The organism is Desulfosporosinus burensis, from assembly GCF_054657535.1.
In genome coordinates this window covers 86,023-100,664 of the sequence record NZ_BAAHYN010000003.1, presented here as the reverse complement: position 1 = coordinate 100,664, position 14,642 = coordinate 86,023, and the positions used below count along the sequence as shown (strand labels likewise).

The following is a 14,642-nucleotide window of genomic DNA, read 5'->3' as shown; positions in this document are numbered from 1 at the left end:
AAGTAAATAAGTAGTTATTTAGGAGAAGTAACAATTGACACGATGTATAACATTTTGCGATAGAATGTCAACTCTAATAATTAAGAAAGGAGCAGAAATCGTTACAGATTTCTGCTCCTAGTCATGTACACTGAGATCACTTTTATCCAATCGTAAGACTCCCACTTCTACAAGTGGGAGTGGTACCCCCGGCTCCGCTTCGGTGGGGGTAGAGTCCCCCACCGAAGACTCAATGTTCAACTTTAGTTGAACGAGTTCACTCTAATATCTCTTCGCTGGCCAGCAACTTTTCTAAGATCTCCGGTTTAGGAGTCAGGTATAAGGTCCAGTTCTGATCATAGATCACCATTCCGGGTTTAGCTGAGTTAGGCTTCTTTAACTGTTTGACATGTGTGTAGTCGACAGGGACTTGGGAAGAACCACGAGCTTGGCTGTAATAGATTGCCAGGGCCGCTGCTTCTTCAAGGGTGGTGTCGTCTGGAAATTCTTCTCCATCCTCGAGGGGAACGAGGACGTGAGAACCTGGAATTTGCTTGACATGGAGCCATAGATCATTGGGTTTTCCTTTGCGCAACGAGAGCCAATCGTTTTGAGCATTATTTTTACCGACAAAGATACTTTTGCCCTGACTGGAGCGATAGACGCGGGGCTGAGGAACCTCCTTAGGAGATTTTGCTTTAGATTTGGCATTTCCCTGGGGGCGGCCTTTTTTTAGTTTCAGGGTACTTCTTTTCAAATGCTTTCCAGTCACATACCCTTGTCCGACTAGTTCAATATGGATTTCATTCAGCTCAGCAAGGCTGGAGGCTTGATCCAAATTGACTCGTAATGAAGCTAGGTATTGAACTTCATCAAGTGTGGTTTCTTTGAGCGACTTTGTCTTGAGCAAGGTGGCTTTTGCTTTGTTATAAAGTTTGTAGTAGTGCTGGGCGTTGTCAATGACACTGATATGAGGATTGAGCGGAATGACTATGCTAGTGAGGTTGGGATCAAAATAATCTTCCACAGAGGTTTCGACTGATCCTTGGGGGATGCGGTAGAGATTCGCAGTCAACAGTTCTCCCCACTTTTGGTAGTTGAGGCTTGAATTAGCGTTGAGTAGGGCCTCCTCATAGATTTTAAGCTTCTTAGTGAAATGGGCATGTTTTTCTTGGACAATCTTTCTTAGAGAGCCCCGTTTCGATTCAAGCGAGTTGTTGCTGGATTTTGACTGATAAAAGATCTGGACTGCGTCATTTATTGAAGGGACGTGTTCCCTTCTTAATTCTTGATATTGTTGAAAAGGGGTAAAACTAAAGGCGATGAGTTTGTTTTCCGGTAGGGGATTATAGTAAAGGCAGGGTTGAATTTCGGGATTCTCCTCAGGATTGCCTAACTTACGGTAGGCTTGGAAAAGCCGTGAACAATCGATGTCACCGCACTGGTGGAGGAGGATTTCTGGATTCAATCCCGCTTGAATTACCATTTCACGGGCCAATTCTGGGCTGATCCCGGCAAAGCGGGCGAGAAGGATACCGGTTATGGAATGATCTAGATCTTCTTGGTAAAGGGTCTCTCGCCAGAGTTCTTCATCTGCTAGAGGCGGTTGTTTTTCCTGCGAAGGAGGAGAGAGATAAGCGCGACCGGGTAAAACCTCGCGGTATTGGCTTAGGACATGTGAGTATCGTTTAAGTCCGTCAAGGATCGTATTCGTGGTTGGGTCAACGAGAATAAGATTGCTGTGTTTTCCCATAATTTCTAAATGTAGATGCAACGAAACTAAATCGCCACGGTCGTTGTAATTTTGAATTTCGAAGGCCACAACACGTTCCAGATCTTTTTGGTGCAGGTCAATGATTTTACCACCCTCTAGATGTTTGCGGAGAATCATACAAAACATGGGGGGAGAAGGTGGATTTTTTTTGTTTTCTTGAGTGAGGTGAAAGCGGGGGGAAGTGGCACTGGTACTAAGCAGAAGGCGTCTAGATCCCTGTTGACGCAATTGGAGATGAATCTCATCTTTTTCGGGTTGATGAATTTTATCGATACGTGCTCCGATGAGTTGTGGAGCAAGTTCATTTACGAGATAGGCGAGGGTAACACCGTCTAAGGCCATGTGATGACATCCTTTCTATAGAGAATCCCCTTTTTAGTATAACACACTTGTTTTACTGAGGCATTTTTCCATACTTTAGGGAATAAGCATGTACTACAAAAGGGACAAAGCCATTTGTGCGATGTGCGATGCACGATGCAGGAAAAGGAGGAAAAAGGGCATGCGGCAACAGGCGTGGCATGTGCTGCCTTGGCTTGACGTGGCCAAGGCGTTGGATGTACATCCGGCAAAAGGGTTAAATCTTAAAGAAGTGCGTAACCGATTACAGGAGGTTGGAAAGAATGTTTTAGCGGTAAAAAAAGGGACGCATCCTGTGTTTTTGTTTCTGGGACAATTTAAGGATTTTATGGTGCTAGTTTTACTAGCGGCCACTGTAGTCTCAGGGCTATTAGGTGAGATCGCGGATGCCATCACGATCTTGGCAATTTTAATGATTAACGCCATTCTAGGTTTTGTGCAGGAGTTTCGCGCGGAGCGTTCCATGGAATCGCTGCGCTCCCTCACGGCTCCAGAGGCGCGAGTGTTGCGGGAAGGTATGGAACAACGGATTCCAGCAGCAGATGTTGTGCCTGGAGATATTGTGCTTTTGGAAACCGGAGATCGTATTCCGGCGGATTTGCGTTGGATTCAGGCAGTCAACATACAAGTGGAAGAATCAGCTTTGACGGGGGAATCTCATCCTGTGGGCAAAAGTATTTCTCCACTTCAGGAGGAATTAACCCCCATGGCAGATCGGAAAAATATGGGATATATGGGGACTTCTATCGTGAACGGTCGAGGGGCAGGGGTAGTCGTAGCGACTGGGATGGAAACGGAGATGGGCGTCATTGCCGACATGATCCAAAATGTAGAAAATGAAGAAACCCCTTTGCAGAAGCGTTTAGCGGAACTCGGTAAATGGTTGGTCCTGATCAGTTTTCTGGTCTGTACTGCTGTGGTGGTTACAGGGGTCTTAAGAGGTGAGGACTTTTATAAGATGTTTTTCACAGGAGTTTCCTTGGCTGTAGCAGCTATCCCAGAAGGTCTGCCGGCTATTGTTACCGTTGCTTTGGCAGTAGGAGTTCAACGAATGGTTAAGCGGCAAGCGATCATTCGGAAACTGCCAGCTGTTGAGACGTTGGGGTGTGCAACGGTGATTTGTTCGGATAAAACGGGGACCTTGACCCAGAATGAAATGACAGTACGCCTAATCTATTCAGATGGACGAAAGATTACAGTTTCAGGTGAAGGGTACGATCCCAAAGGTGAGTTCCAGGGTGCGAATCCAGAAAAAGAACGGGATCCCCTCAACGCCGGGTTAAAGATCGCAGCACTTTGCAATAATTCCATCTTGACAAAGAAGGGAGTACAAGTTGCTGGCCTCTTCCGTTCCAAAGGAAAGGATGCCCCTTGGGGCATCGAGGGAGATCCTACTGAAGGCGCTATTTTAGTGGCTGCTGCGAAGGCTGGGATCTGGCGAGAGGTTTTGGAACGCAAACAAGAGCGGATTGGCGAGTTGCCCTTTGATTCGGATCGCAAGAGGATGAGCGTTGTCTATCAGACGAAGCAGGGGCGCAAGGCCTATGTTAAAGGGGCGCCCGATATGGTGTTACGACTTTGCCAGAAGGAGTTGACTGGGCAGGGAGTTGTAGAGCTATCCGCTGAACGCAAGAAAAATATCATGCGGGCCAACGACGACATGGCACGGCATGCTCTTAGGGTTCTAGCAGTTGCTGAAAAACCATTATCAGATTCCGAGCCGCTCGATGAGAACGTAGAACATGGCTTGACCTTTGTCGGGCTGTTGGGAATGATTGATCCACCGCGAGCCAGTGCAGTAAAAGCGATTAGAGTCTGTCGACAAGCTGGGATTAAACCAGTCATGATCACGGGAGATCATCGCCTAACCGCTGAAGCCGTCGCTCATGAATTAGGAATTTTCCGCGGTTCGAGCGGGGGGGTCATAACCGGAGCAGAACTGGAGCAGACGTCTGATCGGGATTTAAGTGAGCGAATTATGGATATTTCCGTTTTTGCCCGAGTGACCCCGAAAGATAAACTCAGAATCGTACGTGCCTATAAAAAGCGGGGACAAGTGGTTGCTATGACTGGGGATGGGGTTAATGATGCTCCGGCAGTCAAAGAGGCGGATATTGGGGTAGCCATGGGTAAAACGGGAACGGATGTGACGAAGGAAGCTTCATCAATGGTTCTAGGTGATGATAATTTTGCGACAATCGTAGCTGCAGTGGAAGAGGGGCGAGGAATCTACGACAACATTCGGAAGTTTATTCGCTATTTACTTTCCTGCAATTTAGGAGAAGTCCTGACGATGTTCTTAGCGACGCTCGTGGGGTTACCACTTCCCTTATTACCGATTCAAATACTATGGGTTAATCTAGTAACTGACGGCTTACCTGCGATGGCCTTAGGGGTAGATGGAGCTGAACCAGGCATTATGAACCGTCCACCAAGGGTCCCCGGAGAGAGTATTTTTGCGCGGGGGTTGGCCAGAAAAATTGCAGTCAGAGGTACATTCATTGGACTAGGAACTCTCTTCGTATTTGTAGTGGCACTTTTCATGGGGGTCAATATGCTGGGTGCCCGGACTATGGCCTTTACAACGCTGGTGTTTTCCCAATTGTTCCATGTTTTTGATTGTCGGTCAGAGGAACGTAGTATTTTTGAAGTGGGCCTCTTCTCAAATCTCTATCTTGTAGGAGCGGTGATGATCTCTACTATCATGCAGCTCTGCGTAATCTATCTTGAGCCTTTACAAGCCATCTTTAAGACCGCACCGTTAGTTAGTTGGCAATGGATTTTAATTCTATGTGTGGCCGGTGGACCATCCGTTCTGATCGGATTTGCTCGGTTCATTAAGCTCAGTTGGCAAGGTAAACCAGCTATCGTTAAGGGATAAATGCGAATCTCGACAATCCCTCGTGTATACTTGGTTAAAAGGTTGACCCACTTCACCTGGCGTAGTATTCTTTTAATGAGATATTGCGTAGGATATAGAAACTAACTACAGATGGAGTGAACTCCATCTGTAGTTTAGCTTAAACCATCGAGAGGCAAAATTTGATATTCGAACCTCAAAATCGCTTAACAGATCAAAATTCAGAGAGGGGAATACGAATGGAATTCATTAAAATGCATGGTCTAGGAAATGATTTTGTCTTTCTAGACCATTTTTCGGTTACACCGGACGGAGAAGTGGATTACCCGGAGTTAGCCAAGAAGCTCTGCCACCGTCAATTTGGAATTGGAGGGGACGGATTAGCGGTTATCTTACCTTCGCAAGTCGCGGATGCTAAGATGCGAATTTTTAATCCAGATGGATCGGAACCTGAGATGTGTGGGAATGCTATACGTTGTACTGCGAGATATGTCTACGATCTTGGCATTGTGATTCATGATCCAATCCTCGTGGAAACTCTTGCGGGTGTCTTGAAGCTTAATCTCTTTATCGAAAAGGCTCAAGTTCAGGGAGTGAAGGTGGATATGGGCGAGCCCATTTTGCGTTCAGACCTGATTCCTGTTCTAGGTCAAGGGGAACCAGTCGTGGGGCAGAGTCTTGAAGTCTTAGGAGAAACGTTCTTATATACTGCTGTATCGATGGGAAATCCGCACTGTGTTATCTTTGTCGATGATTTTAGCACACTGGACTTTGATCGTGTTGGACCGGCAATTGAGAAGCATTCGTTGTTTCCACGTAAAACCAATGTGGAATTTATCCAAGTCAATTCTCCTCGGGAATTGACCATGAAAGTTTGGGAACGAGGTGCTGGACCAACGTTGGCCTGCGGGACAGGTGCCTGCGCATCTACCGTTGCCGCCGTGCTTAATCAGAAAACTGAGCGTGCGGTCACTGTACATCTGCCCGGTGGAGACCTATTTATTGAATGGGGATCAGATAACCACGTGTATATGACTGGACCTGCGGCTTACGCGTTTAAGGGTGAATGGCTGGAGCCAAAGGAATAAGAGAGCTTGTCATTGAAAAAGTGCAGATTAATGGGTGGGAAGTTTCGGCTGCGTAGTAGAAGTCTTAAGGATGGGGCTGTAACAAACTTAGTTTTAGTTTGTTACAGCCCCATCATGCATTAGGGTCATAGGTAATATGTCGCGGATTTGGTATAATATTAGAAAGAAGCATTGTGAATTAGTGAAAGTGAATTAAATAAATAATAAAGAGGTGAAGAAACCCGGATGACCGGTGCTCATTCCGGGTAGCATATGGCAAATAGCATGACTGGTTTTGGTCGCGGAGAGGCTAGTGGAAGTGGTTATCAAGTATCAATCGAACTCAAATCTGTTAATCATCGGTTTTTGGAGATGGTGGTAAGGACCCCGCGTAACTATAGTAGCTTTGAGGAGCGGATCCGAAAAATGCTTCAAGAAAAGTACCAACGCGGTCGGATTGAAGTCTATCTAAATGTGGTGGAAACAGAAGGACGAAAGAGATTGGCGAAGGTTGACAATGATTTGGCACTGTCGTATGATAAGACATTGAAAGATCTCTCTTTAGCTCTACATACAGCGTATGAAACAGATATTTACCGTTTAGTCTCTTTACCAGAGGTTCTCTCGGTTGAGGAGCCTGTCATCGATCTAGATGCTTTATGGGGGGTATGTGCCGAAGCCCTTTTTAAGGCATCTGAAGGATTCGGGCAAATGCGCCGTACTGAAGGAGGAAAGTTAACAGTTGATCTACTTCAAAGGCTCGATCTCATCAGTGAGCATCTGCAGACAATAGCTGAGCGCGCACCGTTTGTCGTAACAGATTACCAAGAACGTTTACAGGAACGACTTCAGACAATCTCGGGCGAGGTTGAATTGGATGGGGCTCGATTAGCAAACGAAGTTTTATATTTTGCAGATCGTGCCTCGATCACGGAAGAGTTGGTTCGTTTTGACAGTCATCTAGCTCAAGGTCGGGAAGCCTTGGGAAGTCAAGATCCGGTCGGGCGTAAACTGGACTTTTTAGTTCAAGAAATGAATCGCGAAATCAATACTATTGGGTCTAAAGCGAATGATTTAAGGATTGGCCAACAGGTGGTTAGTGTCAAAACTGAATTGGAAAAGATTCGCGAGCAAATCCAAAACTTAGAGTAATGGAGGATCAACGTGGACATTAAGCTCATTAACATAGGGTTTGGCAATATTGTCTCTGCCAATCGAATTATATCCATTGTGAGTCCGGAATCCGCCCCGATAAAACGTATTATCCAAGAAGCTCGAGATACAGGTATGCTGATCGATGCTACTTATGGACGGCGTACACGTGCCGTGATTATCTGTGACAGCCATCATGTGATTCTTTCTGCCGTCCAGCCTGAAACTGTGGCTCACCGTCTTTCTGCGAAAGAGTCAACTACTCACGCTGAAGACCCAGCAGATTAGGGGTGTAGTGTGGAAAAAGGTCATGGATTATTAATCATTCTTTCAGGCCCTTCTGGAGCGGGCAAGGGGACGCTTTGCCAAGAATTGCTTCGCCAGGTACCCAATTTAAAATATTCTGTCTCTATGACGACGCGGTCGCCTCGCCCTGGTGAAGTGGAAGGAATTCATTATTTTTTTCGCCCACAGACAGAATTTGAAGCCTTGATTGCTGGGGATGAATTATTAGAATGGGCATCATTTTGCGATAATTATTATGGAACGCCACGATTTGCTGTTGAACAAGCGATACAAGAAGGACAGGATGTCATTTTAGAGATCGAAATTCAAGGTGCCTTACAAGTCAAAAAGCGGTTTCCTCAAGGTGTCTTTACGTTTATTGTCCCACCTTCTTTGGATATTCTAGCTGAACGCATTCACAAGCGGGGGACTGAGACGGAGGATGTCATTCAGAAACGCTTAGCCACCGCAATACAGGAACTGGAGTATGTGAGTGAGTATGACTATGTAGTCATTAATGATGAAGTTCCTGTGGCTGTCGATAAACTTAAGAGTATTTTAGTGGCAGAAAAATGCCGGGTTAAACGAAAACCGTTTGTTTTTAAGGGGGAATTTTAATGAAACAACCGTCACTTGATGTGCTTATGGGTAAGGTCGATAGCAAGTATACATTAGTCATCGTGGTTGCTAAACGGGCGCGAACGATTATGGAAGAAGCTAAGCATGAAGATTTAGCTAAGGGTATAAAGCCAGTGAGTATATCATTGGAGGAGATTTCGCACTCAAAATTTAGCTATGAATGTACCCCTGAAGAGGGAGTGTAATATTATGTTTACTGGGAGGAAAATCCTTGTCGGGGTCACCGGTGGAATTGCAGCTTACAAAGCGGCAGAAGTTGTTAGCCGCTTACGCAAATTGAACGCTGAAGTCCATGTGGCGATGACAAAATCTGCGACAGAATTTATAACTCCCCTTACACTGCAGAGCCTTTCGGCAAACCCAGTGTGCGTAGACATGTTTGACGAACCGAAGCGTTGGAATGTGGAGCATATCGCCCTGGCAGAGCATGTCGATGCAGTCATAGTTGCTCCGGCCACGGCCAATATATTAGCTAAGATGACAACTGGCTTAGCCGATGATTTTCTTTCAACGGTTCTATTGGCAACACGAGTGCCCATTTTTGTGGCACCGGCCATGAACCAGGCCATGTATCATCATCCGGCCACTCAAGCTAACCTGACACGTCTCCAAGAGCGCGGGATAAAGATCATAGGCCCTGGCACTGGTTTTCAAGCGTGTGGCACAGAAGGGGTTGGTCGCATGAGTGAAGCGATCGAGATCGTGGAGTCTTTAGCACAGTTTTTTTCTGGATCGGATTGGTTGAAGGGTAAGAAGGTGCTTGTGACGGCTGGAGGAACGCAAGAACCGCTTGATCCTGTGCGTTATCTGGGCAACCGAAGTTCTGGACGAATGGGATATGCTATTGCTCAGGCCTTACAAGAGGTAGGCGCGGAGACAGTTCTAATTAGTGCACCTACGGATTTACCAACTCCGCAGGGAGTGACAAGGGTATCAGTGCAGACAGCTCTAGAAATGTACGATGCAGTTTTGGAGCGGTTCCCTGAGGTAGATGTTGTTATCAAAGCAGCAGCCGTAGCGGATTATCGACCGGCGGTTCTTGCTGAGCAAAAGATTAAAAAGGATGGGACAAAGCGTACGATAGAGTTAGTTCCTAACCCTGATATACTAGCGGAACTTGGGCGTAAGAAAACATCTCAAATTTTAATTGGGTTTGCGGCGGAGACGGAGAATCTCCTAGCGAATGCCCAAGGTAAAATGCTCAGAAAGAACGTCAATCTCTTGGTAGCTAACGATGTTACCAAGCAGGGAGCCGGCTTTGGTAGTCCAACAAACATTGTCAGTTTTCTCTTTCCCGATGGGAGAAGAATAGATTTTCCTCAAATGAGCAAACTGGAGGTTGCACGGAATCTCGTGGGTGAAATTGCCAACCTCCTCGGCGTATAAAGAAAACCTGACTTGTGCCAAGCCACGGGCGAGGCGGAAGTCTTTGGTTGCACTTATGCCACCCGAACTTAAACAGCTCATTTGGTAAAAACAAAGGAGTGAAATAATTGGTCAGAAAATTATTTACATCAGAGTCTGTGACAGAAGGGCATCCGGATAAGATCTGTGACCAGATTTCAGATGCTATTTTGGATGCGATTTTTGCCTTAGATCCAAATGCCCGAGTGGCTTGTGAAACAACTGTTACGACTGGATTAGTTCTTGTCGCTGGTGAAATTACAACCTCGTGTTATGTGGATATTCCACATGTGGTACGGGAAACAATCCGGAAAGTGGGGTATACCCGTGCCAAATATGGCTTTGACGCCGATACTTGCGCTGTCTTAACCTCAATCGGAGAACAATCTGCGGATATCGCTCTGGGCGTGGATCGGGCCTTGGAAGCGAAAACGGGGGATATGAGCGATAGTGATATTGAAGCGATCGGAGCCGGTGACCAAGGAATGATGTTCGGCTATGCAACGAATGAAACCGAAAGCTACATGCCAGTTCCCATCGATTTAGCTCACCGTTTAGCACGTCGGCTTAGTGAGATGCGTAAATCAGATCTTTTAAACTATTTGCGTCCGGATGGGAAAACCCAGGTGACTGTAGAATACGAGGACAACAAACCGATTAGGGTAGATACCATCGTAATCTCTACTCAGCATCATCCAGATGTAACTCAAGACCAAATACGCCGCGATTTACTTCAATATGTTGTGTACCCAACAGTTCCCAAAGAACTACTTGATGAAGATACGAAGTATTTTATTAACCCGACGGGACGTTTCGTGATTGGTGGTCCTCAAGGGGATTGCGGCCTGACGGGACGTAAAATCATTGTGGACACTTATGGCGGGATGGCACGCCATGGCGGCGGCGCTTTCTCTGGCAAGGACCCCACAAAGGTTGACCGTTCAGCTGCTTATGCTGCACGATACGTGGCAAAAAACGTTGTAGCTGCTGGGTTGGCTGACCGTTGCGAATTACAAATTGCCTATGCCATTGGTGTAGCCCGCCCGGTATCTGTTTCTATTGAGACGTTTGGAACTGCTAAAATTGCCGATACTAAGATTGTGGAGTTTATTATGCAGACGTTTGACCTAAGGCCTGCTGGAATTATCAAGGCTTTAGATCTCCGTCGTCCAATCTATCATCAGACAGCCGCCTATGGGCACTTCGGCAGAACTGATCTCGATCTTCCTTGGGAAAGAACAGATAAGGTGGAAGTCCTGCGGAAACTTGCAGGACTGTAGGCCTATAACCCTAAAAGTCAGACTGTTAGAAGGAGTCCCACGTTAGTATTGAGAGATATTGATGTGGGGCTCCCGCTTTGCCCACTACTTTTCCACCTTATCAATTTCTTTTTTAATATCGCTGATTGCCCCTGAAACACTTAATTTAGCATATCAAAGGTACCAATTCCAATGTCACCATTTTCCTTCAATTTACCGACACTTTGAAATCCATCATAATTTCCTGCAAGAAGTGAATTAATAGTAGAAACCTGATATAGAGTATCACTTTCTTTTGATAGTATATTAGATCATATAATTGCGCTCTGAGGGTAATGTGTTATAGTAATAAGCATAATTAATAGTGGAATTTTTGCAAAAGTAGGAGATGGGGTAATGGACATAGCAGATAAAGTGTCTAAGTTAACAGAATCTACAGAGAAACAATGGCTAGCGGGTCTTCAGAAAACGGTGGAGCGAGTATTGCCTATCCCCCATTATCAAGAAAGCTATAGTGCTGTAGGGATAACTCAAGCAGCGCATATTAAGTCACTCAGAGATTTTCAGAAACTTCCATTAACGACTAAAGAAGATTTGCGCAAGAATTATCCCTTTGGACTTTTTGCCGAACCGATGGAAAATATTGTGCGTCTTCATGCCTCCTCAGGAACAACGGGTAAGCCAACTGTTGTGGGGTATACTAGCCAGGATATTTCGTTATGGGCGAAGATTGTGGCCGATGAGCTGAGACGAGTCGGCGTAACAAAAAAAGATGTTGTCCAAATTGCTTACGGATACGGCTTGTTTACAGGGGGGATGGGACTGCACTATGGCTGCGAGGAACTTGGCGCTATAGTAGTCCCTATTTCTGGAGGAAATACAGCTCGACAGCTAATGCTAATGAGGGATTTCGGTACAACTGTATTGGCATGCACCCCTTCTTATGCTTTATATCTAGCGGAGAGTCTAGAGGAATCGGGAATTTCTCGTGATGAGTTAAAGTTGAAAATCGGGGTCTTCGGTGCAGAGCCATGGTCCGAAGGCATGAGAGAACAAATCGAGACGCGATTGGGCATCAAAGCTTATGACATTTATGGACTCAGCGAAATCATGGGACCGGGTGTTGCTTTAGAATGTCCAGCCCAAAATGGATTACATATTGACGAGCATTTTTATCCGGAAGTCTTAGATGGAGAAGGAAATCCACTCCCTGTCGGCGAACGAGGAGAACTAGTGATTACCAGCTTAGAAAAACAGGGCTTTCCAGTTTTGCGCTATCGAACCAAGGATTTGACCAAGTTGCGTTATGGTAAGTGTTCTTGCGGACATATCGGATGGACAATGGAACGTGTTACAGCTCGAGTAGACGATATGTTAATCATTCGGGGAGTTAATGTCTTTCCTAGTCAAGTTGAAGAGGCAATTCTTTCTTCGGGTGGTTTTGAACCACACTATCTGTTGGTCGTTTATCGCGCTGGGAATTTAGATCAACTAGAAGTCCAAGTGGAAGTTAATGAAACGAGCTTCTTTGATGAAGTCCGTGAATTAGAAGTCCGTCAACAACGTTTACAACAAAGGATAGAAGAAATCTTGGGAATCTCGGTCCGCATACGCTTAGTTGAACCTAAGAGCATACCGCGAAGTGAGGGCAAGGCTATTCGGGTTATTGACAAACGTAATAAGGAGGGGTAAACGTGTTACAATTATCTATTTTTCTGGAAAATGCTAAAGGACGATTGGCTGAGGTAATCAGCCTCTTAGCTGAACTAAAGGTAAATTTAAGGGCCCTGTCGTTAGCAGATACCAAAGATTATGGAGTGTTACGGATTATCGTGGATGAACCTGAAGTGACAGCGGAGAAATTACGTGAACGAAAAGTGGTTGTTTCCTTAACCCCGGTATGGGTTCTAATGGTTCCAGATCGCACGGGTGGATTAGCTGAGGTACTCAATCTGCTCGTCCAACAGGATGTGATCGTGGAGTATATGTATGCGTTTGTTGAGGCAAAGGATCAGAAAGCTCAAGTTGTTCTGCGTGTTCAGGACAAGGAGATCATGGAAAAGGCTGTGAAGACGCTTAATTTGCCTGTAAGGTAGGAGGAAGTGGGGAGGAAGTATCTTAGCACAGTCGCACATCCTACGCCGGTAGGTATTTCTTTTGGGATCGCGGCTTCGGCAATACTCTATCCTTCGCCGCGAAGTGTTTCTTTTGGGATCAGCGGCTTCGGCGATACTCTATCCTTCGCCGCGAAGTGTTTCTTTTGGGATCAGCGGCTTCGGCGATACTCTCCACCGGAGACTATCGTACCGGAGACTATCGTGTTCCTTAAGCTAAGAAACTTCCTCTGTCTGGGATTTAGAGCAAGATTATTGGGTCCTAGGGGCTGTTTGCTCGAGTATGGAATGAGGATGTCCATAATTGTGTGAGAAGAATAAAACAAGCGGCTCTTGCTAGAACAAGAGCCGCTTGCTATATTTATTATTGCTTGCTGCTTTTTCTTTACTCTTTCTTTACTCTTTCTTCCCAGAGCTTGAAGCTACGACAGGGGCCCCTTTGAGCACGAGGTTTAAGGTAATACCAACGATGGTTGCCCAGGCGACTCCGTGTTCTTTTAAGCCAATCCCGAGGGCGAAGATGACGGAAGCTATGATGAGGTTTTTAGTATCAGAAAAATCAACTTTAGCTTCGATGAGTGTACGTAATCCCGCTGCGCCAATCATCCCGAAGAGGAGGATTGTGACCCCGCCCATGACGGAAATGGGAATGGACATGATCGCGGCTTGTAAAGGGTTAATCATACTGAAAATAATTGCCAGAATAGCGGCAATCCAGATGTTGAAGGTGCTGTATACTTTTGTTACGGCAAGTACCCCAATGTTCTCACCGTAGGTGGTAACGGGAGGGCCGCCGAGGAAACTGGCTACGGCTGTGGCTAGACCATTGCCGAGGAGGACTCGATGAAAGCCTGGTTTTTTAATGGGGTCAGAATGAGTAATGTTGCCTAAGACAATCATATGTCCCAAATCTTCGATGATGGTAACTAGAGCCAGTGGAGCCATTACCAAAATCGCCATTTTATCAAGGCTAGGCAGTCGAAAATCGCTTCCTAGGGCGACTGGGAAGACAAAAAGTTGATTAAAGGAGGCATAGAATGCGGTTAGATCAACGAGTCCCATGACTGCTGCGACAATATATCCAGCAACGATCGCGACAAGGATGGGGATGATCTTTAGGAAGCCTTTAGCATACACGGAAAGCAAAGCGGCAATAGCTAAGGTGAAGGCGGCGATATACCAATCATTAGAGGCCATGCCAACAGCAACTGGGGTCAAGCTTAAGCCGATGATGGCAACGACTGGACCAGCAACGATGGGAGGTACAATCTTGTGAATCCAACTGGTTCCAAAAGCAGCCATAAGAACATAGAGAACGATATACACGACACCAACAGCTAAAACTCCACCCATAGCCCCAGCAGGATTGTTATTCGTCTGGACAAAGGTGGTTAAGGCTGCGATGTAGGCAAAGGATGAACCTAAATAAGCAGGAACCCGACTATTGGTCAATAATAGAAATATTATGGTGCCGATCCCTGAAGAAAGGAGAGCCACCGAAGGGCTAAGACCCGTTAGGAAAGGGACAAGAACAGTAGCACCAAACATAGCAAAGACATGTTGTAGGCCGAGAGGGATCGCCTGGGCAAGGGGGAGTTTCTCGTGAATTTGAACTTCTGTAGACATAGAATAACCTCCTCTTTCTTAAACAAAAAACCTCTTCCCTGCCCGCAAGCAAGAAAGAGGTGTCCATGTCAATTCATGGTTCGCCATTCCCTTCTTAGTCTCACGGGACTAATTTAAAGGTGC

General features: G+C 45.9%; 13 protein-coding genes. 10 read left to right on the top strand and 3 right to left on the bottom strand.

From position 1 onward, the window contains the following. Positions 1-256: 256 nt before the first annotated feature. On the bottom strand, positions 257-2,095 hold the full coding sequence (locus ACYQ3Q_RS05755; protein ID WP_459927666.1) for an Rqc2 family fibronectin-binding protein: 1,839 nt from the start codon (positions 2,093-2,095) through the stop codon (positions 257-259). Between the two features lie 160 nt (positions 2,096-2,255). On the opposite strand from ACYQ3Q_RS05755, the gene ACYQ3Q_RS05750 reads away from it, so the two are divergent. The 8 genes from ACYQ3Q_RS05750 to metK all read left to right on the top strand — a co-directional run bounded on the left by ACYQ3Q_RS05750 (position 2,256) and on the right by metK (position 10,800). Further along, positions 2,256-4,994 carry a calcium-transporting P-type ATPase, PMR1-type gene (locus ACYQ3Q_RS05750; protein ID WP_459927665.1) on the top strand — a complete coding sequence of 913 codons (2,739 nt, stop codon included), beginning with the start codon at positions 2,256-2,258 and terminating at the stop codon, positions 4,992-4,994. A 218-nt stretch (positions 4,995-5,212) separates the two neighbouring features. Next, positions 5,213-6,061: a diaminopimelate epimerase gene (gene dapF / locus ACYQ3Q_RS05745; RefSeq protein ID WP_459927664.1), complete on the top strand. Its 849-nt coding sequence runs from the start codon at positions 5,213-5,215 to the stop codon at positions 6,059-6,061. A 252-nt stretch (positions 6,062-6,313) separates the two neighbouring features. Then, positions 6,314-7,192, top strand: a complete 879-nt coding sequence (locus tag ACYQ3Q_RS05740) for a YicC/YloC family endoribonuclease (protein ID WP_459927663.1) — start codon at positions 6,314-6,316, stop codon at positions 7,190-7,192. A 12-nt stretch (positions 7,193-7,204) separates the two neighbouring features. Then, positions 7,205-7,480, top strand: coding sequence for an extracellular matrix/biofilm regulator RemA (gene remA, locus ACYQ3Q_RS05735; RefSeq protein ID WP_034140263.1), 276 nt, complete (start codon positions 7,205-7,207; stop codon positions 7,478-7,480). A 9-nt stretch (positions 7,481-7,489) separates the two neighbouring features. Then, positions 7,490-8,095: a guanylate kinase gene (gene gmk / locus ACYQ3Q_RS05730; RefSeq protein ID WP_459927662.1), complete on the top strand. Its 606-nt coding sequence runs from the start codon at positions 7,490-7,492 to the stop codon at positions 8,093-8,095. Then, positions 8,095-8,301, top strand: coding sequence for a DNA-directed RNA polymerase subunit omega (gene rpoZ / locus ACYQ3Q_RS05725; protein WP_459927661.1), 207 nt, complete (start codon positions 8,095-8,097; stop codon positions 8,299-8,301). Before gmk ends, rpoZ begins: the two co-directional genes overlap by 1 nt. Before the next feature lie 4 nt (positions 8,302-8,305). Further along, positions 8,306-9,502, top strand: coding sequence for a bifunctional phosphopantothenoylcysteine decarboxylase/phosphopantothenate--cysteine ligase CoaBC (coaBC, locus tag ACYQ3Q_RS05720; protein WP_459927660.1), 1,197 nt, complete (start codon positions 8,306-8,308; stop codon positions 9,500-9,502). A 107-nt stretch (positions 9,503-9,609) separates the two neighbouring features. Next, the gene (gene metK, locus ACYQ3Q_RS05715; protein ID WP_459927659.1) at positions 9,610-10,800 is read left to right on the top strand and encodes a methionine adenosyltransferase; all 1,191 of its coding nucleotides are present in this window, start codon (positions 9,610-9,612) and stop codon (positions 10,798-10,800) included. A gap of 140 nt (positions 10,801-10,940) precedes the next feature. Here metK and ACYQ3Q_RS05710 read toward each other — a convergent pair whose 3' ends face one another. Then, the gene (locus ACYQ3Q_RS05710; RefSeq protein ID WP_459927948.1) at positions 10,941-11,084 is read right to left on the bottom strand and encodes an acetolactate decarboxylase; all 144 of its coding nucleotides are present in this window, start codon (positions 11,082-11,084) and stop codon (positions 10,941-10,943) included. 91 nt (positions 11,085-11,175) lie between these two features. On the opposite strand from ACYQ3Q_RS05710, the gene ACYQ3Q_RS05705 reads away from it, so the two are divergent. Continuing rightward, complete coding sequence (locus tag ACYQ3Q_RS05705; RefSeq protein ID WP_459927658.1) at positions 11,176-12,471, top strand: phenylacetate--CoA ligase family protein; 1,296 nt, start codon at positions 11,176-11,178, stop codon at positions 12,469-12,471. A gap of 2 nt (positions 12,472-12,473) precedes the next feature. Then, positions 12,474-12,875: an ACT domain-containing protein gene (locus tag ACYQ3Q_RS05700; RefSeq protein WP_459927657.1), complete on the top strand. Its 402-nt coding sequence runs from the start codon at positions 12,474-12,476 to the stop codon at positions 12,873-12,875. A 414-nt stretch (positions 12,876-13,289) separates the two neighbouring features. Here the strand turns inward: ACYQ3Q_RS05700 and ACYQ3Q_RS05695 are convergent, their stop codons facing one another. Beyond that, positions 13,290-14,519: a solute carrier family 23 protein gene (locus tag ACYQ3Q_RS05695; RefSeq protein WP_459927656.1), complete on the bottom strand. Its 1,230-nt coding sequence runs from the start codon at positions 14,517-14,519 to the stop codon at positions 13,290-13,292. Positions 14,520-14,642: the final 123 nt, after the last annotated feature.